This is a genomic window from Tsukamurella spumae (assembly GCF_012396015.1).
GTDB lineage: Bacteria > Actinomycetota > Actinomycetes > Mycobacteriales > Mycobacteriaceae > Tsukamurella > Tsukamurella spumae.
This window is the reverse complement of sequence record NZ_JAAXOQ010000020.1, coordinates 62,649-85,293: the sequence shown is the minus strand read 5'-3', so window position 1 is coordinate 85,293 and position 22,645 is coordinate 62,649. Positions and strand designations below refer to the sequence as shown.

General features: G+C 71.1%; 23 protein-coding genes. 13 read left to right on the top strand and 10 right to left on the bottom strand.

Annotation, left to right across the window (positions count from 1 at the left end; translation table 11 throughout):
• A partial coding sequence (locus tag HF999_RS15220) for a helix-turn-helix domain-containing protein (protein ID WP_168546701.1) occupies window positions 1-407 on the top strand: 407 nt, incomplete at its 5' end.
• On the opposite strand, the gene HF999_RS15215 is transcribed toward HF999_RS15220, so the two are convergent.
• Complete coding sequence (locus HF999_RS15215; RefSeq protein ID WP_168546700.1) at window positions 378-1,016, bottom strand: TetR/AcrR family transcriptional regulator; 639 nt, start codon at window positions 1,014-1,016, stop codon at window positions 378-380. The genes HF999_RS15220 and HF999_RS15215 overlap by 30 nt on opposite strands.
• Before the next feature lie 121 nt (window positions 1,017-1,137).
• Here HF999_RS15215 and HF999_RS15210 point away from each other — a divergent pair, with 121 nt between their 5' ends.
• The 3 genes from HF999_RS15210 (at window position 1,138) to HF999_RS15200 (ending at window position 3,973) form a co-directional block, all read left to right on the top strand.
• The gene (locus HF999_RS15210; protein ID WP_168546699.1) at window positions 1,138-2,115 is read left to right on the top strand and encodes a nitrilase-related carbon-nitrogen hydrolase; all 978 of its coding nucleotides are present in this window, start codon (window positions 1,138-1,140) and stop codon (window positions 2,113-2,115) included.
• Entirely contained in the window at window positions 2,112-3,131 is a 1,020-nt protein-coding gene (locus HF999_RS15205) for an agmatine deiminase family protein (RefSeq protein WP_168546698.1), read from the top strand. The genes HF999_RS15210 and HF999_RS15205 overlap by 4 nt, the downstream gene beginning before the upstream one ends.
• Window positions 3,132-3,229: 98 nt before the next feature.
• Window positions 3,230-3,973, top strand: coding sequence for a sulfite exporter TauE/SafE family protein (locus tag HF999_RS15200; protein ID WP_168546697.1), 744 nt, complete (start codon window positions 3,230-3,232; stop codon window positions 3,971-3,973).
• Window positions 3,974-3,977: 4 nt separating this feature from the next.
• Here HF999_RS15200 and HF999_RS15195 read toward each other — a convergent pair whose 3' ends face one another.
• The 4 genes from HF999_RS15195 to HF999_RS15180 all read right to left on the bottom strand — a co-directional run bounded on the left by HF999_RS15195 (window position 3,978) and on the right by HF999_RS15180 (window position 7,871).
• Window positions 3,978-4,535: a YdcF family protein gene (locus HF999_RS15195; protein WP_168546696.1), complete on the bottom strand. Its 558-nt coding sequence runs from the start codon at window positions 4,533-4,535 to the stop codon at window positions 3,978-3,980.
• A 95-nt stretch (window positions 4,536-4,630) separates the two neighbouring features.
• Window positions 4,631-6,082 carry a flavin-containing monooxygenase gene (locus tag HF999_RS15190; protein ID WP_168546695.1) on the bottom strand — a complete coding sequence of 484 codons (1,452 nt, stop codon included), beginning with the start codon at window positions 6,080-6,082 and terminating at the stop codon, window positions 4,631-4,633.
• Window positions 6,079-6,996: a patatin-like phospholipase family protein gene (locus HF999_RS15185; RefSeq protein WP_168546694.1), complete on the bottom strand. Its 918-nt coding sequence runs from the start codon at window positions 6,994-6,996 to the stop codon at window positions 6,079-6,081. Before HF999_RS15185 ends, HF999_RS15190 begins: the two co-directional genes overlap by 4 nt.
• Entirely contained in the window at window positions 6,993-7,871 is an 879-nt protein-coding gene (locus tag HF999_RS15180; RefSeq protein WP_168546693.1) for an SDR family oxidoreductase, read from the bottom strand. Before HF999_RS15180 ends, HF999_RS15185 begins: the two co-directional genes overlap by 4 nt.
• 81 nt (window positions 7,872-7,952) lie before the next feature.
• On the opposite strand from HF999_RS15180, the gene HF999_RS15175 reads away from it, so the two are divergent.
• Window positions 7,953-8,576 carry a TetR/AcrR family transcriptional regulator gene (locus HF999_RS15175; RefSeq protein WP_168546692.1) on the top strand — a complete coding sequence of 208 codons (624 nt, stop codon included), beginning with the start codon at window positions 7,953-7,955 and terminating at the stop codon, window positions 8,574-8,576.
• A 21-nt stretch (window positions 8,577-8,597) separates the two neighbouring features.
• On the opposite strand, the gene HF999_RS15170 is transcribed toward HF999_RS15175, so the two are convergent.
• Window positions 8,598-8,741, bottom strand: a complete 144-nt coding sequence (locus HF999_RS15170) for a hypothetical protein (protein ID WP_168546691.1) — start codon at window positions 8,739-8,741, stop codon at window positions 8,598-8,600.
• Window positions 8,742-8,893: 152 nt separating this feature from the next.
• The gene (locus HF999_RS15165; protein WP_168546690.1) at window positions 8,894-9,832 is read right to left on the bottom strand and encodes an SDR family oxidoreductase; all 939 of its coding nucleotides are present in this window, start codon (window positions 9,830-9,832) and stop codon (window positions 8,894-8,896) included.
• Window positions 9,833-9,960: 128 nt separating this feature from the next.
• On the opposite strand from HF999_RS15165, the gene HF999_RS15160 reads away from it, so the two are divergent.
• From HF999_RS15160 to HF999_RS23050, 8 genes are all read left to right on the top strand, one after another.
• Window positions 9,961-10,839 (top strand): helix-turn-helix transcriptional regulator, encoded by an 879-nt coding sequence (locus tag HF999_RS15160; RefSeq protein ID WP_168546710.1) that lies wholly within the window; start codon window positions 9,961-9,963, stop codon window positions 10,837-10,839.
• A 173-nt stretch (window positions 10,840-11,012) separates the two neighbouring features.
• Window positions 11,013-12,314: a lipase family protein gene (locus tag HF999_RS15155; RefSeq protein WP_168546689.1), complete on the top strand. Its 1,302-nt coding sequence runs from the start codon at window positions 11,013-11,015 to the stop codon at window positions 12,312-12,314.
• A 64-nt stretch (window positions 12,315-12,378) separates the two neighbouring features.
• Window positions 12,379-13,086 (top strand): hypothetical protein, encoded by a 708-nt coding sequence (locus tag HF999_RS15150; protein WP_168546688.1) that lies wholly within the window; start codon window positions 12,379-12,381, stop codon window positions 13,084-13,086.
• A gap of 77 nt (window positions 13,087-13,163) precedes the next feature.
• Complete coding sequence (locus tag HF999_RS15145) at window positions 13,164-13,982, top strand: hypothetical protein (protein ID WP_168546687.1); 819 nt, start codon at window positions 13,164-13,166, stop codon at window positions 13,980-13,982.
• Window positions 13,979-15,352, top strand: a complete 1,374-nt coding sequence (locus tag HF999_RS15140) for an O-antigen ligase family protein (protein ID WP_168546686.1) — start codon at window positions 13,979-13,981, stop codon at window positions 15,350-15,352. Before HF999_RS15145 ends, HF999_RS15140 begins: the two co-directional genes overlap by 4 nt.
• 10 nt (window positions 15,353-15,362) lie before the next feature.
• Window positions 15,363-15,818, top strand: a complete 456-nt coding sequence (locus HF999_RS15135) for a hypothetical protein (protein WP_168546685.1) — start codon at window positions 15,363-15,365, stop codon at window positions 15,816-15,818.
• Between the two features lie 56 nt (window positions 15,819-15,874).
• The gene (locus HF999_RS15130; protein ID WP_168546684.1) at window positions 15,875-16,597 is read left to right on the top strand and encodes a hypothetical protein; all 723 of its coding nucleotides are present in this window, start codon (window positions 15,875-15,877) and stop codon (window positions 16,595-16,597) included.
• 10 nt (window positions 16,598-16,607) lie between these two features.
• Window positions 16,608-18,440, top strand: coding sequence for a cytochrome c oxidase assembly protein (locus HF999_RS23050; protein ID WP_168546683.1), 1,833 nt, complete (start codon window positions 16,608-16,610; stop codon window positions 18,438-18,440).
• A 94-nt stretch (window positions 18,441-18,534) separates the two neighbouring features.
• On the opposite strand, the gene HF999_RS15120 is transcribed toward HF999_RS23050, so the two are convergent.
• The 3 genes from HF999_RS15120 to HF999_RS15110 all read right to left on the bottom strand — a co-directional run bounded on the left by HF999_RS15120 (window position 18,535) and on the right by HF999_RS15110 (window position 22,563).
• On the bottom strand, window positions 18,535-20,727 hold the full coding sequence (locus HF999_RS15120; RefSeq protein WP_168546709.1) for a heavy metal translocating P-type ATPase: 2,193 nt from the start codon (window positions 20,725-20,727) through the stop codon (window positions 18,535-18,537).
• Window positions 20,728-21,012: 285 nt separating this feature from the next.
• Window positions 21,013-22,098: an alpha/beta hydrolase gene (locus HF999_RS15115; RefSeq protein WP_168546682.1), complete on the bottom strand. Its 1,086-nt coding sequence runs from the start codon at window positions 22,096-22,098 to the stop codon at window positions 21,013-21,015.
• Between the two features lie 69 nt (window positions 22,099-22,167).
• Window positions 22,168-22,563: a DUF5313 domain-containing protein gene (locus HF999_RS15110; protein ID WP_168546681.1), complete on the bottom strand. Its 396-nt coding sequence runs from the start codon at window positions 22,561-22,563 to the stop codon at window positions 22,168-22,170.
• Window positions 22,564-22,645: the final 82 nt, after the last annotated feature.

Here is a 22,645-nt window from a genome sequence, read left to right as displayed (position 1 = left end):
AGCTGCGGCTGGGGCTCGGTGCGCCGCACGCGGCCGGTGCCGTTGCCGAGGCGGTGGCCGCGGCCGAGCTCGCCGCTCGCGCGGCCCGGCCCGGCGGGGGCACCGTCGACGCCTCGGCCCTGGCCGGGCGCACCCTGTTCACCGACCCCGGAACCCGGGGCGCGCTGACCGCGCTCGATCGCGCGCTGCTCGAGCCGCTGCGCGCGCAGGATCCCGGTCTGGCGCAGGCGCTGCGCGCGTACCTCGAGAATCACGGGCAGTGGGAGGGGACCGCCGCGGCCCTCGGCGTGCACCGGCACACCGCGCGGGCGCGGGTGGCGCGGGCCGAGGAGGTGCTCGGTGTCGACCTGAAGTCGGCGCGGGTACGCGCGGAGCTGCTACTGGCCCTGCTGCTGGGCGACGAGTAGCGCCCGCAGCCCCTCGATCATCGCCGCGAGCCCCAGGTCGAAGGCCTGCAGCGAGCGTTCCGGGCCCGACGGTGCCGCGGCCAGCGCCCGGCGCAGGTCCGCGGCGCCCGGCTCGTCGCCGACGCGGATCGGCTCGTCGGGCGCGGACGCGTCGAGCGCCGCCCCGAGCAGGAAGTTCTCCACGCCGACGATGATCCCCATGACCTGCTCGGCGGGGAAGCCCGCGCGGAGCAGCGCGGAGGTCGCGGCGGTGTACATGGCGAGGTTCTGATCCCCGCCGATAGGCTCGGTCGCGAGCAGCCGCACCGCGGACGGGTGTGCGGCGAAGGCGTCGCGGTAGGTGCGGGACCAGGTGACGAGCGCCTCGTCCCACGGCTGCGCGTCGAAGCAGCCGGCGTCGATGTCGGCGGTCACGAGGTCGCGGACGAGGCCGACGATCGCGGCGCGGCCGTCCGCGTGGTGGTAGATCGAGGAGACCGTGACGCCGAGCCGGCGGGCGAGGCTGGGGAGGCTGAAGTTGCCGTCCCGGTCGACCAGCTCGAGCGCCGCCGCGCCGATGGAGGCGCGGTCGAGTTGCGGGGTACTCGGGCGTCCGGCGCGTCTGCTCACCTGCGTGAACCTACCGGACAGGGCGGCAAATCGAAACCCTGTCGATTGGGTCTTGTGGTGCCCGTCACGCCGGGTGTATCTTTATATCGAAAGCCTATCGATTAAGTCGTCAGGAGACGAGATGGACCTCATCGTCGCACCCGGAATCCCGGTATCACCCGCCCGCGTCGACCAGCCGGAACGCGCGCCGTTGCGGGTCGGCCTGGTCCAGCACCGCTGGCACGACGACGCCGCCCTCCTCGCCCAGGAGCTGACCGACGCGATCGGGCAGGCCGCGGCCGCCGGCGCGCAGGCGGTCTTCCTCTCCGAGATCACTCTCATGCAATACCCGGCGTTCGAGCGGGGCGGGGCGCAGCCGAGCGCGCTCGCCGAGGACCTGCTCACGGGCCCCACCTTCACCTTCGCGGCCGCCGCGGCGGCGAAGCACGGCGTGGTGGTGCATGCGTCCCTGTACGAGCGGCACCCCGACGCGGAGCCGCTGGGGTACAACACCGCGATCATGGTCTCGCCGTCCGGCGAGCTGCTCGCGAAGACCCGGAAGCTGCACATCCCGGTGACCGCCGGCTACTACGAGGACACCTACTTCCTTCGCGGCCCCGGGCCGGACAGCGGCGCCGATCCCTACCCGGTCCACGCACCGTCGGAGCTGGGCGGCGCGCGGTTCGGCCTGCCGACCTGCTGGGACGAGTGGTTCCCCGAGGTCGCTCGCGCGTACTCGCTGGGCGGCGCGGAGATCATCGCCTACCCCACGGCGATCGGCTCCGAGCCCGACCACCCCGACTTCGACACCGCGCCCCTGTGGCGGCAGGTGATCGTGGGCAACGGGATCACCTCCGGCACCTTCATGGTGGCGCCCAACCGCTGGGGGAACGAGGGCGCGATCACGTTCTACGGCAGCTCCTTCATCTCGGACCCGTACGGGCGGGTCCTCGTCGAGGCGCCGCGCGACGCGTCCGCCGTGCTCGTGGCCGATCTGGACCTCGACCAGCGTCGCGACTGGCTCACGCTCTTCCCGTTCCTCGCCACCCGCCGGCCGGACACCTACGGTCCGCTGACGGAGCCGGTGTCGGCGCGCGGCCCCCTGGGCGGTGCCCGGTGACCTGGCACATGCCGTCGGAGACGGCGCCCCAGACCCGTACCTGGATGGCCTACCCGTCCGCCGGGTACTCGCTCGGTGACAGCGCGGAGGAGCAGCACGCCGCCCGCACCACGTGGGCGGCGGTGGCGAACGCGATCGTCGACTTCCAGCCCGTCACCGTCGTCGTCGATCCCGACGAGCGCCAGGCGGCCCTGCGCTACCTGGCCGGCGCCGTCGATGTCGTGGAGGCGCCGCTGAACGACGCCTGGATGCGCGACATCGGCCCCACCTTCGTCGTCGACGATGCCGGGCGGCTGGGCGCCGTGGACTGGGTGTTCAACGGCTGGGGCGGCCAATCCTGGGCGCGCTGGGACCGCGACAGCAGGATCGGGGCCTTCGTCGCCGAGCTCGCCGGCGCCGAGTACATCGGGTCCCAGCTCGTCGGGGAGGGCGGCGGTATCAACGTCGACGGTGCCGGGACCGTCCTGCTCACCGACACCGTCCAACTGGATCCGGGACGGAACCCCGGCCTCTCGCGGGCCGACGTGGAGGCCGAGCTGGCGAGGACGATCGGTACGACGCACGCGGTGTGGCTGCCCTTCGGGCTCGCTCGCGATTCGGACACCTTCGGCACCCGCGGTCACGTCGACATCGTCGCGACCATCCCGTCGACGGGCACCGTCCTCCTGCACGACCAGCGCGATCCCGCGCACCCGGATCACGAGCGGTGCGCGACGATCCGGGAGGTCTTCGCCGCGTCGACGGACGCGGCGGGTCGCCCCTGGGAGGTCCGCTCCGTTCCCGCCCCGACGGTGCTCCGCGACGACGAGGGCTTCGTCGACTACAGCTACATCAACCACGTCGTGATCAACGACGCCGTGGTCGCGTGCTCCTTCGACGACCCGAACGACGCCGTGGCGGTGGAGGTCCTGGCCGCCGCCTACCCCGGCCGGGAGATCCTCACCGTCGATGCGCGGCCGCTGTTCGCCCGCGGCGGCGGCATCCACTGCATCACGCAGCAGCAACCCGCGGTCTGAGTCCGCTCCGCGGCGCGCAACAATCGAAGCGTTCTGCGACGCAGAGGGACTGACCCGGCGCAGATCGACTCGAACGATGTGCGTCGGAGAGGCGGGCCATGACGGCGTGGATGATCGCGGCGATGGTGGTCGCCGGGTTCGCCGCGGGCCTGATCGGATACATCACCGGGCTGGCCTCGCTGGTGTCGTACCCCGCGCTGCTCGCGATGGGCCTGTCGCCGGTGGCGGCCAATGTCACGAACACGGTCGCGATGGTGGCGGTGGGCGGGGGCTCCATCGCATCGTCGGCGTCCGAGCTGGTGAAGAACAGGCCACAGATGCGGTTGCTCGCCGTGCTCGCGGTGGCCGGCGGGGTCGTGGGCTCCACCCTTCTCCTGCTGGCTCCGGGGAGCACCTTCGAGGCCGTGGTGCCGGCGCTCATCGCGGTCGCCGCGGTGGCGATCCTGCTGCAGCCGCGGCTGCGCGAGCGCCCCGAGGTCGCGCGGCTCGCGCGGCACTACCCGGTCGGCGTCTTCCTGGTCGCCGTGTACGGCGGCTATTTCGGCGCGGGCGCAGGGGTGATGATCCTGGCGCTCACCCTGGTCGCGACGTCCGAACCGCTCTGGCGGGCCGCGATGCTCAAGAGCTGGGTGCTGGCACTGGCGAACCTGGTGGCGGCCATCGGCTTCGCGATCTTCGGCCCGGTGCACTGGCCGGCGGCGATCGCCATGGCGATCGGTGGGTTCCTGGGCGGCTGGTGCGGCCCGCCCGTGGTGGCACGGATCGACGCGGGGCGCCTGCGCGTGGTGGTCGCGATCTGCGGGCTGGGACTCGCGGCGTGGCTGGCGCGGGTGTGGTTCTGACCGGTCAGCAGGAGCCCTGCACGACGGCTTTCGCGGTGCCGAAGAACTGGTAGAGGTAGACGAGCTCCCAGTCGGCGGGGCCGTAGTCGTAGGAGCGCGGGACCGCCCGCAGCACCGTTTCACCGCTGTAGCACCGGTCGAAGATGTACCGGGATCGCGTGAGGTGGTAGCCCCAGCTGATGACGATCACCGACTTCCAGCCGTGCTGCTCCGACAACCGTTGCGTGAACATCGCCTCGCCGCGCGTGGTGCTGGGCACGGGCCGCTCGCAGGTGATGGCGATGTCGTCGATCCTGGTGTCGCACAGGTCCTGCATGGTGCGGTCGGTCGCGGCGTACGGGTTCGACAGGACCACGTTCTTGGCGTAGCCCTCCTGGGCGAGCCGGATCCCGTAGTACTCGCGAGAGTCGTGCTCACCGCCCAGCACGATGATCGCGTCCACCGGGCGGAGCGGATCCTCGTGCGAGACACCGAAGAGCAGGTAGCCGATGCCGCCGACCGCGGTGAGCACGGCGACGACCAACACCGCCGTCACCCACAGGAGCCTTTGCAATCGCCGCACGCGGTCACTCTACCGGCGACGGTCGCGCGGCGCCGACCCGAGCCGCGGGTCGGGCACCTCCCGCGCGCCGCTGTCGCGCCCTGCCTGCGGGTACGTCACCGGCGGAGGTGGAAGTCCGCCTCGTCGGGCTCGGACAGCATGCGCACCATGGTCTTCCGGTCGAACGGCCACAGGTCGATGGTGCCGCCCTCGGTGAAGTACCAGGAGTTGCAGCCGGTGTTCCAGACCGTGGGTCCCATGGCCTCGGCGACCTGCTCGTTGAAGGCGTCGGTCGCGGCCTCGGTGACCTCCACCGAGGCGACCTCGCCGCGGCGGAACCGGTCCAGCCACTGTGCGATGTACCGCGCGGTGAGATCGGCCGAGAACTGGAGGGAGATCGACCCGGTCGGGGAATTGGGACCGAGGACGGTGAACAGGTTGGGGAATCCCGGGATCGCCGTCATCCGGTAGGCGCGCGGGCCGTCGGACCACGCCTCGTCCAGCGTGAGCCCGTCCCGGCCCGTGACCCGCATCGGCCGCATGTAGTCGTGCGCCCGGAAGCCCGTGGCGAGCACGATGAGGTCGGTCTCGTGCAGGTTCCCGTCCGCGGTGCGGATGCCCTTGGCCTCGATCCGATCGATCGCCGCCGAGACGAGGGAGGTGTTGCGCGCCTTGATCGCCGAGTAGTAGGTGCCGGAGACGACCTGCCGTTTGCACAGCGGCTCGTCCGCGGGCGTGAGCCCGGGCCGCAGGGCGGGCGGTACCTGCGCGCGCAGCGACAGCCGGGCGTAGGCCTGCACCGCGCTGCGCCGCCACGACGGCTTCGTCGCGATGTCCGCGAGGATGCCCGAGCATTGGAGCAGGCCCTGGTGCACCCGGTCGAGCAGTCCCGGAACACGCTCCAACAGAGCGGTGATCGGCGCGATCTGCGGCAGTCGCATCGGCGCCCACAGCACCCACTGCGGCGACCGGACGAAGTGCGTGAGGTGCTCGGCGCCCGGCTGCAACGCCGAGACCACCTGCACGCCGGTCGATCCCGTACCGATGACGGCGATCCGGCGGTTCTCGGTGATCAGCGCATCGTCCCAGCGGGCGGTGTGCACCACGTCGCCGTCGAAGTCCGCGAGGCCCTCGATGTCGGGGATCGCCGGGTTGTGCAGGACGCCGGTGGCGCAGACCAGGAAGTCGGCCGCAATCGTCTCGCCGGTGTTCAGGGTGAGGCTCCAGGTACTGGAGGCGTCGTCGAACTCCGCGGCGAGAACCTCGGTGTTGCAGCGGATCCGGTCCGCGATGCCCAGCCGATCGACCACGTCGCGGTGGTAGCGCTGGATCTGCGGACCCGTGGCCCAGATCCGCTCCCAATCCGGCTTCGGCGCGAATGCGAACTGATAGATCTGCGAGGGCACGTCGCACGTGAGGCCGGGGTAGCGGTTCCAGAACCACACGCCGCCCACGTCAGCGCCCTTCTCCAGCACGACCCAGTCCGTGAATCCCTGCTCCTGCAGGACGTGCGCCGTCGAGATGCCGGCCACGCCGGCGCCGATGACCACGATGCGGGGCTCGGTCATCGCGCCGCCTCCAGCCCGCGCCGGACGGCCGACGGGGCGGTCCGCCGCGCGGCCTCGAAGGCCTCCGCGCGATGGCCCCGGGCCATGAAGTTCGCACCCAGCCCGGCCAGATCGGCACCGTCGGGCGAGATGACGGTGACCTTCTGGCCGCGGGCCCGGGCCACGGCTACCTCGGCCCAGAACACCCGCGACATCGGCCCTCTCAGCGCGGCGTACTCGATCAGTCCGCCGATCCCGGGGGCGCGGACGCCGGGAGCGGAGGCCATGGACACGACCGCGACGATCTCGTCGGCCTCCTCGGGGGTGATCAGGTCGACCGAGGCCGTGGAGGCGGCGCCCCCGTCCACGAATGTGCGACCCGCCACCTCGACAGGCGGCATCCACGCGGGGATGGCCCACGATGCACGGAGCGCCTCCGAGGCGGTGGCGTGCGGTGCGTCCGGCGCGCCGAACGCGACCCGCTCCCCGGATGCCGGCTCGTAGGCCACCATCCGGGCCTTCGCGGGGACCGGCGCACCGGGCCCGACGGTGGCGTCGGCGAGCTCGGCCAGCCACGTCGCGTCGCCGCGGCCGCGCGGGGCGATGCCCGTGAGCGGGGCGTGCCCACCGCGCCGGGACCACAGCGTGGACGGGTCCGCGGGCAGGGAGAACGGGATGCGCGGCAGGGGAGCGGGGGTCGCGGCCAGGTGGCGTTGCAGTACAGCCGATTCGGTGCGTCCCTCCTGCATCGCGACGAGGTCCTGCACTGAGAAGCGCTGGAGCGCGGTGATGATCTCCGAGCCGGCGGAGGTCCCCTGCAGCACGTCGAACTCACGGACATCGGATCCGAGCTGCTCCTCGAGTGCGGCCAGCGCGGCGACGGTCCAGGCGCCGCCGATGGTGCCGCCGCAGCCGATCACGAGCGCGCGGGTCACCGGGCGGACTCCTCGTCGCGGGCGTGATCCGTGGCATGGCGGTCGATCCGCTCGGTGTACGCCGTGCGTGCGGCCGCATCGAGGTCGAGCGTGCGCCGGTCGTCGATCAGCCTGCGCGCGAGTCGTTCGACCGGCTCGGGCACGAAGGCCTCGACGAGGCGCCAGCCCGGTGCCACCCACTTCGGCACGGACGTGCGGGCCGCCCGGGTGCGCAGCGTGTCGACGATCGCCGCGGCGACGTCCTCGGGGTCGACGGTCGGCATGCCGGCGCCGAGCTGCGCGCCCGAGGAGAGCTCGGTGCGCACGGCGGACGGGAGGATCGCGCACACCGCGACCCCGGTCCCGTCGTACTCCCGGCGAGCGCCGAGGGTGGCGCCGAGCGCCCCGTACTTGCTGGCGTTGTAGGTGACCATGCCCGGGATCGGGATCATGCCGGCCATCGATGCGACGTTGACGACGTGGCCGCGCCCGCGTGCCACCATGCCCGGGATCGCGGCGCGCATGCCGTTGAGCACACCGCGGATGTTGACGTCGAGGATGAGATCGGTGGTCCGCTCCGACTCCTCCTCGAAGTGGCCCAGCGGCATGACGCCCGCGTTGTTGACGAGGACGTCGATGTCGCCGCCGATCTCGTCCAGAGCGGTCCGCCAGGAGCCCCGGTCGGTGACGTCGAGCCGCACGGCGCGTGCGCCCGGGATGGTCGCCGCCGTGGCCTCGGCGACGTCGAGGTCGAGGTCCGCGAGGACGACGCGGGCACCGTGCAGCGCGAACAGGCGGCCGGTGGCGGCGCCGATGCCGCGGGCGCCGCCGGTGATCACGACCAGCGCACCGTCGAGTCGGGCGAGGTGGTCGCGGGAAGGGCCGAAGAAGGCCATGGTGGATCCTTTCGATCTGGTGCGACCGACAGTATCCGAATACTGATAGTTTTTGAATACCTCCTCGCGTATTCTTCTCGCGTGGCCAGGCTGACCAGGGTGGAGCAGCGCGCGCAGACGCGCGCCGACCTGCTGATCGCTGCGCGCGACCGTTTCCTGGAGGTCGGCTACGCGGCGGCGAGCCTGGAGGACATCGCGGACCGCGCCGGCTACTCGAAGGGCGCCGTCTACTCGAACTTCGTCGACAAGCCGAACCTGTGCCGCGAGGTGTTGCAGGCGATCCACGAGGAGAAGGTCGGCGAGCTCGCGGGCCTGGTGACCGGCCAGGGGGAGTTGCAGGCCCGCATCGACCTGCTCGCCGACTGGGTCGAACGGACCGCGGGCGACGTGGGGTGGACGATGCTCGAACTCGAGTTCGTCACCGTCGCCCGCAACGACCCGGACCTGCTCGCCATGATCGTCGAGCTGCGGGCCGCGGCGCGCAGCACCGTCGTGGAGATGCTCGTCGACCTGGTGCGAGGCGAGTCCGGCGCGGAGGACGTCGCGCCCGAGCTGAGGACCGTGCTCGAATCCGCGGCCGAACTGCTGCTGTCCGCGGGCATCGGGCTGGGGATCCAGCGCGCCATCGACCCCACGATCGCGACCGGGCCGGTCATCGAGTCCATGCGGTCCACGCTGACGATGCTGGTCGCGGCCGGTTCCTGAGCGTCGGCGCGGCGGGGTTGCTCAGAGGAGTACGAGGGCGTCCTGGTGCACCGCGACGGCGCGACCGTCGTCGAGCTTGACCGACACCGCCTCGTTGTCGGCGCTGAGCACGGTTCCGAAGCTGAGCGCCTCGTCACGCAACTGCACGCGGTCACCTGGGGTCATCTCGTTCACCTCCATCGTTCATCGAGAGGTGAACAGTAGCCGCTTGCAACGGCAAGAGAGGGCGGGTTCACGCGATGTTCACCGGCCTCCGCCGGCATTGGGTGCGGGGCCGCAGGTGACGAGACGGCTCCCGCCCGAAACGGGCACGGGGCTCACGAGGGAAATGGCACGCCGGTCAACTCCTCTGAGATCCGCCACATGCGCTGGGCATCGGCTTCGCTGCGGAGGCGACTGTAGAGCGGCTGCTCCGCGGGGGCGCCGCCGAGGTGCATGAACCCCGAAGGGCCGTACATCCTCCCGCCGGCGTCCGGCGTTGTTCCGGCCATCAGAGCGGGGAGCTTCGCCGTATCGACGGTTCCGACGATGAAGCCCCTGGCTGAAGCGAACCGGATCAGCCGCACGCCGAGAGTATCGCCGTCGCGGCCGATCTCGGGGCGCGCCGACAGCAGGCTGGTCGGGGCGACGCCCGGGTGGGAGAGGTTGCTGGAGATCCCCCAATCGTGCTGGCGACTGCGGCGGTCGAGCTCGAGCCCGAACAGCCCGAACGCGATCTTCGATTGGCTGTACGCCCCGGAGCCGTTGTAGGTCTTCTCCCAGTCGAGGTCGTCCCAGTTGATCGCTCCCTGGTTCGCCGAGATGCTGACCTGCGAGGTCACTCGGGCCCTTCCCGCACGCAGGAGCGGGAGGAGGTGGGCGACGAGGGCGAAGTGTCCCAGGTGATTGGTGCCGAATTGCAGCTCGAACCCGTCCCTGGTGACCTGCCGATTCGGTGGTGTCATGACTCCGGCGTTGTTGATGAGCAGGTGGATCGGTCGGCCGTCTGCGAGTAGCCGCTCGCCGAGGTTCGCGATGGAGTCCAGGGACGAGAGGTCGAGCGATTCGACCGAGACGACGGCGCCGGGGGTTCCCTCACGGATCGTGGAGACGGCTGCCGATGCCTTGGCCGGATTGCGGGCCGGGAGCACCAGCTCCGCGCCCGCCGCCGCTAGTCGAGCGGCGATTCCGAGACCGATGCCGTCAGTGCCGCCGGTGACCACTGCCCGGGTGCCGGTCAGGTCGGGAAGAGAGATGTCGATTGGTGTGCGGTTCACGCGAGTCCTCCGTCGATGGTGTCGACTCCACGATCACAGCGTTGAGCAGCCCTATCCAGGGATCGCCGATCCGTGGATACGGGAGCGCGCAACGGTAGTGTGGGCTTGTAGAAGTGGAGGGCCGGAACGTGGTTGACCGATCTGAACTGGCTGCGTTTCTTCGGACCCGCCGTGCCGCTCTCCAACCCGAGGACGTCGGACTGCCCCGGGCGCAACGGCGCCGGACCCAGGGGCTGCGACGCGAGGAAGTCGCGGCGCTGTGCCACATGTCCACCGACTACTACACCCGGCTCGAACAGGAACGTGGTCCGCACCCATCACCCCAGATGATCGCTGCGATCGCCCAGGGCCTTCACCTGAACCTCGACGAGCGCGATCATCTCTTCCGGCTCGTGGGCCACCAGGCGCCACCGCGCGGTTTCGCGGGGGACCACATCAGCCCCGGAATGCTTCGCATTCTGGACCGGCTATCGGATACCGCGGCCGAGATCGTCACCGAACTCGGTGAAACCCTGAGGCAGACCCCACTCGCGGCGGCCGTCACCGGCGATACCAGCGCCTTCGCCGGTCCGGAGCGCAGTGTCATCTACCGTTGGTTCACGGACCCTGCCTCCCGCACCATCTATCCCGAACAAGACCACGCATTCCTGTCCACGATGTTCGCCTCAGGGCTGCGCGCCGCCCTCGCCCTGCGCGGCCCCGGCTCCCGCGCAGCCGAATACGCCGACCTGCTGCTCACGCGAAGCGACGAGTTCCGACGGCTGTGGCGCGAGCACGCCGTGGGCGTGCAACCCCAGGAAGCCAAGCGCTTCGTCCATCCGCAGGTGGGGCTCCTCGAACTCAACTGCCAACACCTGATCGACCCGCACCAGTCCCACATCCTGGTCGTCTACACGGCCCAACCGGGTTCAGAGAGCTACGACAAACTTCAGTTGCTGTCCGTGGTGACCCCGCCGCCCAGCGCGGGTACACCGACACCGCTGTGGCCGGTGGGATCGCCTGACTGACAGCACTTCCGCACTCCACCCCGGCCGGCTTCGGGAGATGAGCTGTGCGCGAGACATCGAGCGCAGTGATGTGCGCGTGCAGAATTCCTCAGGGTCGCGAATAGGACAGATTCTTCAGATCTGTCCCAAATGCGTGTACAGTCGCTCCGAACGCCCGATCAGGAGGACGCGACATGACGGCTGTGCAGAATCGCACGGAGCTCGCCGAGCGCTGGCCCGCACCCGCGGAGCCGCAGATGGTGGGCACCGACCCGTTCTTCGACGCCCCGTCGGGCTTCGAGGACGCGCCGGAGGGCACCGTCCTGCGGTACCGGGACGTCTCGATCGGATTCCTGGGACGCATCAAGCAGAAGGTGCGTGCCACCCAGCTGCTGTACCGCACCGTCAACATGCACGGCGTTCCCGAGGTCACCGTCACCACCGTGATCGGCCCGCAGCGCGGCGCGGCGCCCGGTGCGCCCCTCGTCTCCTACCAGTGCGCCATCGACTCGCTGCATCCCAAGACCTTCCCCTCGTACGTACTGCAGCACGGCGTGCGCACCGAGGACGCCTCGTTCCCCCAGATCGAGTACCTGTTCATCGCGGCCGCCGTCGCGAAGGGCTGGATGGTCTCGGTGCCGGACCACGGCGGCCAGACGGGGCGCTGGGGCATTCCCCGCGAGCCCGGATACATGGTGCTCGACGGTCTGCGCGCCGCGCTCTCGCACGAGCCTTTCGGCCTCGCCGCCGACACCCGCCTCGGCGTCTGGGGGTACTCCGGCGGCGGCCTGGCCACCTCCTGGGCCGCGGAGATCGCACCGTCGTACGCCCCCGAACTGAACCTGATCGCCGGGGCCGTGGGCGCGCCCGTCTCCGATCCGGGCAATGTGTTCGTGCACCTGAACAACACCCTGTTCACGGGCCTGCCGACGCTGGTCATCGCTGCGCTCGCCCGCGAGTACCCGACGCTGCGCGAGGTCCTCGCCGAGCACGTCGACGACAAGGGTCGCAAGGTGTTCTACGAGGACGCGCTCGAGTGGTCGCCCGAGCGCGCGATCCGCAAGATGGCGCACAAGGACTTCGGCTACTACTGCCCGGACCTCACCTTCGACGAGGTCGCGCGGCTGCCGAAGCTGCTGGAGATCTTCGACGACATCCGGCCGGGTCAGTCCGCGCCGACGGTGCCGATGCTGGTCGTGCAGTCCACGAAGGACCAGATTTCGCCGGTCACGGACGCGGAGGCGCACGTCGCGCGCTACGCCGACGGCGGCACCCACGTCGAGTACCGCACCGACCAGTGGAGCGACCACTTCTCCATGCACTTCCTGTCGGCGCCCCTGCTGCTCGGCTGGCTGGCCGACCGCCTCGACGGCAAGCCCGTCGCCGACGCCGGACACACGCACCAGCGCTCCATCATGGCCTCGCCGCGGCAGGTCGGGCGCACGCTGCGCCTTGTCGGCACCCTCGCCCGGGTGGGCCTCGCCCGCCGGATCTGACTCGAGGTCCTCCACCCGCTAGAGTCGGTTGCGATCGTGAAGACCGACTGAGGGCTGAGGCGCCGTGTGGACTGATCTCGCGCGATGGCTCCGCAGCCTGCGGGGCCGGTTGCTCGTAGCGGCTCTCGTGCTGGTCGCGGCCGTCGCCGGCGGATTCGTCGGATACAGCACGACGGCCCCGTACTACGCGACGCAGGGCGCGGTCGTGGTGCTGCCGGCGGGCGCGGGCAACCCGGACGCCGGGCAGAACCCCTTCGCGAACCTGTTCAACTCCACGCAGTTCACCGCCGTCGTTGCGACCGACATCCGGTCGGAGGCGACCCGGGACCGGGTGGCCGCTGCGTCCGGCGCTCGGCGGGACTACGTCATCGAGACGGTCGCGCGCGAGGTGCGCGCGAACTTCGCGCAGAACGCCGCTCAGATCGAGTACACGATCAACGCCCCCGACCCCGATGCCGCCCGGCGTGGGGCCGACGCGCTCGTGGCCGCGATCCGTGCCGCGGTGCGCGACATCCAGGTCGCAGCGGGGATCCCCGAGGAGCGACTGGCCCGACTCCAGGTCACCGTTCCAGCACCCGCCGCGCACGAGGTGACCGGCGGACTCGTCATCGCCGCGCTGAAGAGTGGTGGAATCGCCGCGGTGATCGTGATCGCGTTGCTGCTGGTCGGGCGGTTCGTCCGGAGCGTGCGCACGGGTCGCCGACGGGACGGGGCGGGGTCGACGCAGACGCCCGCGGCCGACCGGCGCACCGCGGGCGTGACCTCGGAATGAGCACGCCGGCCCGGCTATCATTGCGGTCGCACAGAATCGGACGCACGCGCCCGGACCAGCTGCAGGAAGGAGACGAGATGGATATCGCGGGCATGGTTCGCGCCGTCTTCCTTCGCCGCGTCGTGGTCATCGTGGCGGTCATCGCGGCGGTCGTGTGCGGCGCTGCGGGATGGAAGTCCGTCACCGTCGAGTACGAGTCGGTCGGCGCCGTCGTCGCGATCCCGCCCGGTGCCGGCAACCCCAACCCCGCGTTGAACCCGTTCACCAATCTGTCGAACACCGCGCAGCTGGCCCACGTGCTCGCGACGGTCGCGCTCAGTGAGGATGCCCGCAAGGTCGTGGAGGCCAAGGGCGGCTCGCCCGATTACGTGGTCTCGACGGTGGCGGGCGAGGGGTCCTCCGCCCTGCTCTCGCCGCAGGTGTTGTTCGCCGTCCGTGCCCCGGACGAATGGACCTCCCGGGAGGCCGCGGTCGCGCTGATCGACTTCCTCCGGACTCGGTTGCAGACGATGCAGCAGGAGGCCGGTGCACTCCCGGGCACACTCGCCGACCTGCGGGTCAGCGTCGAGCCGCGGCCCGGTATCCGGAGCGGCGCCGATCCGGTACGCGCGGCCGTCGGGTATGCGATGGGCGGCGTACTGCTGGCGATGTTCGTCTTCGTGATGGTCGCGGCCCTCCGGAGCGCGGTCCGCGGACCGCAGGACGACGGACCGCGGGCGGAGGAGGATCCGGCCTCGCCGCCGGAGGGCGTCGCGGGGCCGGGCGGCCCAGCCCCGTCGGACGCCGAGCCCGAAACGGACGAGGAGTCCGAGGCGGACGGGGAGTCCGAGGCGGACGGGGAGTCCGGGACGGGGGCGCAGTCGGGCATCGAGCGTCCGAACCGGGTCCGCCTGTGAGCAGGCTCCGGCAGGCGCTGCCCACGGTCGACCCCGTCGAGGTCGGGTCGACGGTGACGCGGCGGATCGCACAGACGATCGGTCCGCCCGGTGCGGTGTTCGTCGCGGCCGGCGGGTTCGCGCTGCTGTCGATGCGACAGTCGATCCTGGTGCCCGCGACCTACGGCCTGACGCTGGCCCAGACCCTGTTCGCGATCGGTGCGGCGGTGTGGGGCACCGCGGCGTTCACGGGCTACGCCCCGGTGGTGCGCGACCGGACCATCGTCGCGGCGGTGCTCGCGTACGCGTTCGCCTCCTTCGTCTCCTACGGCGGAGCGATGGCACGCGGCGTTCCGAGCGGCATCACCGTCGACGCCATGGATCGCTATGTCATGGTCGACATGCTCCTGGTCGGGATGGTGCTGCTGATCCTCGCGGTGGTTCGGTCGGAGCACGCGCTGCGGCTGGTGCTGGGGGGACTCGTTCTCGGGGGGACGGTCAGTGCGCTGTTCGCGCTCGTGTACGCCGCCACGGGTCTCGACCTCGCACCGAACTTCCGGATCCCGGTGATCACCAAGGCCAGTGACTTCGTGCTGATCAAGAACTTCACGCGTGCCGGCCTCAACCGTCCGCAGGGCAGTGCGGGACACGCGCTCGAGCTGTGCGCGGTGCTCACCGTGCTGGTCCCACTGGGCGTGGCGTTGATCCTCAGTGCCCGCAAGCGCGGCGCGAAGGTGTGGCCGTGGGCGCTGTGCACGGCGATCATCGTGGCGGCCGACCTGGCCTCGTTGTCGCGGTCGGCGATCGTGGGCGGCGCGGCGGCGGTGGCCGTGATGTGCTGGCGCTGGCCGGTGCGTCGCCTCCTGGTGATCGTGACGAGCGCCGTCGGCCTGTTCCTCGTCGGCACGGTGTTCCAGATCAAGGTGATCCTCGCGCTGATCGAGACCTTCGCCGGCTCGGGCAACGACTCGTCGTTGCAGTCGCGGGCCGTGGGCCAGGCGTTCGTCGCGGAGAACGTGTGGAAGCGCCTCTGGTTCGGTCAGGGCGTGGGCGCGTACCCGACGCTCAAGCAGCCCGTCCTCGACAACCAGTACCTCTCCCGGCTCATGGAGGCGGGGATCTTCGGCCTGGTCACCTTCATCGCCGCGCTCGCGCTCGCCCTGTACCTCGCGATCCGGGCCTCAGCGCGGGCCTCGGGCGCGACGGCCGAGCTCGCGAGCGGCATCAGTGGCGCCGTCGCCGCGCTGATCGTGATCTGCCTGATCCTCGACACCTCCGGCTTCATGCAGATCTGGTACCTGACCTGGATCCTCGCCGCGCTCGCGGGGGTGGCGTACCGGCTTTCCGGTGAGCGGGCGCCGGAGGATTCCGATGCGGGTGCCGCCGGGTAGGATCACGGTCGTGAACCACGCGAATGCCGAGGCCACCCGAACGTCCCGCACAGCCCGCATCTGGGGCTGGGTCGGTGCCGCCGTGGCATTGGCCACGTCGCTCGTGCACCTGCCGATGCTGGGCGAGCACAGCTGGGTGGTGTCCATCCTGGTCGCGGCGATGCTCATCGGGTGCGCGCACTGCTCCGTCTGCCTGTTCCGCAATCCGACGGTGAGCGCCTGGGTGCTGACCGGTGCGATGGGCGCGATCATGATCGCCCTCCACCCGGTCCTGATGTCGGCGATGAGCTCGTCGATGGGCGGTATGGACCACTCGATGCCCGGCATGGACATGGGATCGATGGGACACTCTATGGGTTCGATGGAGCCGTGGATGACCCTGATGATCGTGTTCGCGGCCGCGGAGATCATCGTGGCGGTGGCCGCCCTCGGCATGATCGCGGTGCGCAAGCGCGCCGTGCGGTGACCACGGTCACCGTCGACCGGCGTAACGAACGGATCGGGACCGGAGATAGGTGAGAGATGAACGCGAAGACTGACCTCAAGCGAGCGGGCCTGCGTCGCGCCGCCACTCTGACCGCCGCAACCGCGCTGGTGGTGGGCCTGTCCGGGGGCATCGCCCAGGCCGACCCCGATGCCACCACCAAGCCGACCGCGCCGGCGTCCGACCTGCTGGCCAACTCCAGCGACTTCCCCGGCGGCTACATCATCGTTCCCGCACCGCAGCAGCGGCTGGCGAACGAGCTGGGGGCCGACCCGTTGACCCTCGCGTCGTCGGCGAAGGTGAACCCGCCGGAGTGCAAGAACCTGCTGTCCGCGCTGAAGAGTTCCGAGGGCGACGCGAACACGATCGCCGGCGTGAACGACAAGGACCGCAAGAGCCTCAGCGCATCGCTGGTGGCCAAGGACGTCGACGTCGACACGCTCAAGGTCGGGCTGCTCAAGATGTGCTCCGACGTGACGATCGAAACGGGTGACCCGCGCGGCGGCACGATCAAGGCGCGCGCCATCACCAAGGAGGTGGCCTCGGACACGCAGAAGGCCACGTTCGAGATCGCGGTCGACGGGACGCGCAGCAAGGGCGCCGATTCCTTCCCGATCCACCAGAAGGTTCTGGTCGGCGTCGCCTCGCTGCGCGGCTACACCGTCGCGGTGCAGGGCACCAAGCTCGGCGGCGATCCCGATCGCGGCGAGTTCGACTCGTTCTTCGACAAGTCGGTGAAGAAGATCAAGGACGCGAAGTAGCTTGTCGACGGTGGCGCAGGATCCCGAGGCCGCCCCGGAGCTCGAGCAGGTTCCGCCCGGCGCGCCCCGCGGTGCCGGCGTCGCGCTCCTGATCGGTGCGGCCGCCGCGCTCGCGGTGCTGCTCTGGCTCGTGGCCAGCGAGGGCGATCTGCGCTACCTCGTGAACGGCAACGGCTATCCGGGTGCGCTGACCGCGTACGGGTCGGCCGTGGGCCGCCTGGTCGGCACCGTCGCCGCTGCCCTGACCTTCGGGTCGATCAGCTATGCCGTGTTCCGCACCAGGGCCCTGGACTCCGGGGAGCTCGGCCTGCGCGGGTACCTCACGCAGCTGCAGGCCCGACGGTACGCCGCCGTCTGGGCCGTCGTCTCGGTGCCGATGATCTTCCTCGCCGCCGCGGAGGGCGCCGCCCAGGATCTCGTCGCCTCGTACCGGGTCGGCGGGCTCGGTGTGTTGATCTCGGCCTCGGAGACGGCGAAGGGCTGGATCGTCTCCCTGATCTGCGCGGTGGCGGTGTACGTGGCGCTGCGCACCGCCTACACCTGGGTCGCGCACCTGTGGATCCTGCTGCCCGCCCTCGTGGGCCTGCTCGCAACGGTGGTGACCGCCAACGAGACGCAGAACTGGAACCACGACTACTCCACCGCGGCCCTGACCACCCTCGCGCCGGTGGCAGCGCTGTGGCTCGGCGGCCTGTGGTCGGCGGTGCGGCTGCCGGCGCGGCCGGAGCGGCGCTGGATCGGCCCGGTGTACGCCGCGCTCGCGCTCGTCAACGGCGCGGTGATCGCGGTGATCATGGCGCCCGGCTCCGACCTCTGGGTGACCTGGTACGGCCAGCTGCTGCTGGCGACCGGCGTGCTCCTCGTGGCGGCGGGCGCGGCGCACTGGCTGCGCGCCCTGCCGGTCGCGGCGGCGCTGCTGACCGCGGCGTTCGGCACCGCGATCGCGGCGTCCGAGCTGACCCCGCCCCCCTTCCTGCGGAGCCGGCCCACGGTGGGGGAGAACTTCCTCGGCTACAACCTGCCGGACCCGCCGAGTGCGATGGCCTTCCTCGGGAACTGGCGTCTCGATCTGAACCTCGCCCCCTTCGCGATCGCCCTCGCCGTCGGCTACCTGATCCTGGTCCGGCGGACGGCGGACTGGCCGTGGTACCGGACGGTGTTGTTCCTGCTGGGCTGCGCGACGCTCCTCACCCTGACCAGTTCCGGGCTACGCACCTACTCCAACGCGATGTTCAGCGTGCACATGGTGGTGCACATGCTGATGACCTCGATCGTTCCGGTGTTCCTCCTGCTGGGGGCGCCGATCACTCTGCTGCAGCGGACGCTGCGCGGCGCGGCCGCCCGCTGGCTGTCGATGCTGCTCGAATCCCGGTCCTTCGCGGTGCTGATGCGGCCGGTGGTGCAGCTGGCGCTGTTCGCGGCGGTGCTGTACGTGCTGTACTTCACGCCGCTGTTCGACAGCATCGGCCGCTTCCACTGGGGGCACCTGGCCATCTACGCCGCGCTGCTGTTCACGGGCTTCCTGTTCTACTGGCGGGTCTTCCAGATCGATCCGGTACCGACCGAGCTGCCCTTCATCGGCCGGATCGGCATGCTGCTGGCGATGATGCCGATCACCATGGTGTTCGCCCTGATCGTCATGACGATGGACGGGCTCGTCGGCTCGCGGTTGTACCTGTACCTCGACTTCCCGTGGATGACGGATCTGCACCGCGACCAGTTCGTGGGCGGCGTGGTGGCCTGGGCGACCGACGAGGCGGCCATCGCGCTCGTGACGCTCGGACTCGTTCTGCACTGGGCCTGGCGCAACCGCGACGAGGACTCCGAGCCCGAGCTGCTCTGAGCGGGCGTGCTCGTGCCTGCCAGGAGCCTCGGTGGAATCCTGCGACGACACGCCGACCCGTCGTCGCCGACACGCACCGAGGATCCGAGGCGTCCTACGGGCGCGTGCCGAACTTCCGCAGGCGCAGGCTGTTCCACACCACGAAGAACGAGCTGAAGGCCATCGCGGCGGCGCCGACGAGGGGGTTGAGCAGGCCCGCGACGGCGATGGGGATCGCGGCCACGTTGTAGCCGAAGGCCCACACCAGGTTCGCCTTGATGGTCTTCAGCGTCGCGCGGGCCAGGCCCAGTGCATCGGGCACCGCCGACAGCTCCTCGCGCATGAGGACGACATCGGCGGCGCTCTGCGCCACATCGGTGCCGGTGCCCATCGCCAGGCCCAGGTCCGCGGCGGCCAGGGCGGGGCCGTCGTTCACGCCGTCGCCCACCATCGCGACCTTCCGGCCCGACTCCTGCAGCTCCCGAACGGCGGCGACCTTCCCGTCCGGCAGCACGTCGGCGCGCACGTCGTCGATCCCGACGAGCGCCGCCACCTTCGCCGCGGCCGCGGCGTTGTCGCCGGTGAGCAGCACCGTCCGGATCCCGGCCTCGTGCAGCCGCGCGACCGCGGCAGCGGCGTCGGGCTTGACCGTGTCGGCCACCTCGAGGACGGCGGCGACGGCACCGTCGACCTCGACGACGGCGACGGTGCGCCCGGACTCGGCCGCGGCGGCGACGGCCCCGGCGAGGGCCCCGGGCGGGGCGAAGCGGGGTGATCCGACGCGCACGGCGGCACCGTCGACCCGGCCCGACGCGCCGAGCCCGGGCACGGCCCGGAAGTCCTCGACGGCGGGGAGGTCCGCACCCGCCCGGGCCACGACGGCGCGCGCGACGGCGTGCTCGGACGCGCTCTCGACCGCCCCGGCGAGCCGCAGCACCGCGTCCTCGGTGAACCCCGGGGCGACGCTCACGGCCGTCACCGAGAGCACGCCGGTGGTGACGGTGCCGGTCTTGTCGAAGACTACGGTGTCGACGGTCTCGGTGGCCTCCAGCGCCTGGTGGCCGCGGACGTACACGCCGAGCTGTGCGCCCCGCCCCGACGCGACCATGAACGCGACCGGGGTGGCCAGCCCGAGCGCGCACGGGCAGGCGATGACCAGCACGGCGATCGTGGCCTTCACGGCGTGGTCGATGGACCCGCTGCCGATCAGCCATCCCACGAAGGTCAGGGCCGCGATGGCGAAGACGCAGGGCACGAAGACGGCGGACACCCGGTCGGCGAGGCGCTGCATCCGCGCCTTGGTGGCCTGCGCGTCCTCGACGAGCCGCAGCATCGCCGCGAAGGTGGTGTCCTCGCCGACGGCGGTGGCGCGGACCGTCAGACGCCCGTCCTGGCAGACCGTGCCGCCCACCACCGGGTCGCCGGGCCCGGCGGGGACGGGCCGGGACTCGCCCGTCATCGCCGAGTTGTCCACGAACGCCGACCCGGATTCGACGGTGCCGTCCGTCGCGATCGTCTCGCCCGGGCGCACCACGAACAGTTGCTCCTCGCGCAGCTCGCCGACGGGGATCCGCAGCTCGGAACCGTCGCGGACCAGCACCGACACCTCGCGGGCGCCGCGCGAGGCGAGCTCGCGCAGCGCGGACGCGGCCTTCGCCCGCGCGGACGCCTCGAAGTAGCGGCCGGCCAGCACGAAGACGGTGACGCCCATCGCGACCTCGAGGTAGATCGGGTCGGACTGCAGCACGGCGTTCCAGAAGCCGTGCGGGTCGGGGCGCTGCCGCCCCGGCGTGAGCACGGTGACCACCGACCACGCGGTGGCCGAGATGATGCCGACGGAGACCAGGGTGTCCATGGTCGCGGCTCCGTGCCGCGCGCCCTGGAACGCTCGCTTGTGCAGCGGCCAGGCGCCCCAGGTGACCACCGGCAGGCTCAGCGCGAGCAGCACCCACTGCCAGCCCGGGAAGCGGGTGGACGGGATGGTCGCGAGCACGATCGACAGGTCCGCGGCGGGCACGAACAACACCAGGGAGACGATGAGCCGGCGCAGCACGTCGCGCCGTTCGCGTTCCTCGGCGAGGATCGCGCGGCGCGGGCTGGGCGACTTCGGGGTGGCGCTGTACCCGGCGGCCTCGACCGTGTCCGCGAGCTGCTGCACGGTGACCCCGGCCGGGTGCTCGACGGTGGCCGTCCGCGTCGCGAGGTTGACGACGGCGCGCACCCCGTCGACCTTGGCCAACTTCCGCTCGACCCGCCCGACGCACGCGGCGCAGGTCATGCCGTCGACCTCGAGGAAGGTGCGCTGCATCCGGCCGGCATCCGGGGCGGTGTCGGCGGGCGGAGCGGGTGTGGAGAGGTCGGTCACCACTCCAGTATCCGCAGATGCCCCCGAATACGCGAAAGGCCTTGATACCGGCTCCCGGAATGGGGGGAGGAGGGGGAACCGGTATCAAGGCTCAATCACGCAACCACCGACGTGGGGGGAGACGTCATATGGCGGCCGCAGAACCTACGATACGTGGTGTACGCGTACGTGCGCCAACTTTCCTGCGATGCGCCGTGCCGCGTCGATCCGCCGCAGCTCACGGCCCGGTTACTTCGACCGATGCACCAGAGCGTCGCGGAGCACGTCGAGGGCGGCGTCGACCTCCAGGCGGGCGTCGGCGCTCACGCCCACCGAGTTGATGAATCCGTGCAGCGAGCCGGGCGCCAGCTGCGTGGTGGCGTCCACCCCGGCGTCGCGGAGGCGCTGCGCGTAGGCGGCGCCCTCGTCGCGCAGCGGATCGAAGCCCGCCACCACGACATGGGTCCGTCCGATGCCCTCGAGCCCGTCCGCGTGCCGCACATCGAACTTGGGGTCCGTGTCCTGGCCGGGCTCCGGGGTGTAGATCTCCCGGAACCACTCGATGTCGGCCTTGGTGAGGAAGTAGCCCGTGGCGAAGGTGTCGCGGCTGCGGTTCGCCGGATCGGCACCGGTCACGGGGTAGAACAGCAGCGAGAAGGCGGGCTGCGCGCCGCCCTCGAGCGACAGCTCGCGGGCCGCGACCGCGGCCAGGTTGCCGCCCGCGCTGTCGCCGGAGACGGCCACTCGGGTGGCGTCCGCGCCCAGCTGATCGGCGTGCGCGAGGGCCCACCGCGTCGCCGCGACGGCGTCGTCGGCGGCCGCGGGGAAGATCGCCTCCGGCGCGAGTCGGTAGTCGACCGAGAGCACGCGCACCCGCGCACGGTCGGCGATGTACCGGCACGGCGCGTCGTGCGAGTCCAGGTCGCCGAGCACGAAACCGCCGCCGTGGAAGAACACGACCAGCGGTGATCCGGCCTCCAGCCCCGCGGGCGTGTAGAGCCGCGCCGGGAGCGGGCCGGCGGCACCGTCGACCATGACGCCCCGGGCGCCGACCGTCGGACCGGCCCCGGTACCGACCGCCTGACCCAACTTGTTCAGCGATGCGCGGGAGAAGGCGACGTCGCGGGCGCCGGACAGCCCGTCGACGCCCTGCAGCCCCAGCAGCAGGAGCGTGATCTGCGAGTCGATGCCGAGTTCGTTGCCCTCGACGGTCCGCGGGGTCCCGAGTCGCTGCTTGACGGGCACGGGCAGCCCGAAGAGCGCCTTCGCGGCGCCAGCGACGAGCGGCGTCGGGATCTTCAGGGACAGCGTGTGGAGGAGGTCGGTGAGCGCCATGGCACCGATAGTAGGACGTGCGTCACGTATCACGGCGGGCGCGGCGGTCGCGCCCCCCGGTGCGGAGCGTCAGTCGTCGTCGCGCGGGCCGTACTTGGCGATGTAGTCGGCGTGCACGTCCGCCTCTTTCCTCCGCGCGATCACGTCGACGAGCTCGGGGTCGAGGCCGTGATGCCGCAACCGACCGCGCCGGTAGATCTTGTTCAGCGCGATCGAGAAGTACACGAACGGGATGAAGATCGGCAGCGTCATGGTCATGCGGTTCAGCACCGAGGTGTCGATGAACCAGAAGGGGACCAGGATCAGGAGGCAGGGGATCGCGAACCGCACGACGGTGCGCATGGCCGCGCCGGGCCCGGCGAGATCGTTGGCGACCCACGGGTGCATCGACGGCGGCAGCACCGTGCGGCCGTAGGCGTACGGAATGAATTGCAGCAGGTTCGGCTTGCTCCGGCCTTCGCTCATCGCTCCAGGTTCCTCTCGGTTTCGGCGCTCGACTCTGCGGGGCCATTTCTACGAGCGCCACTTGTAATAATAGAAGATCGAT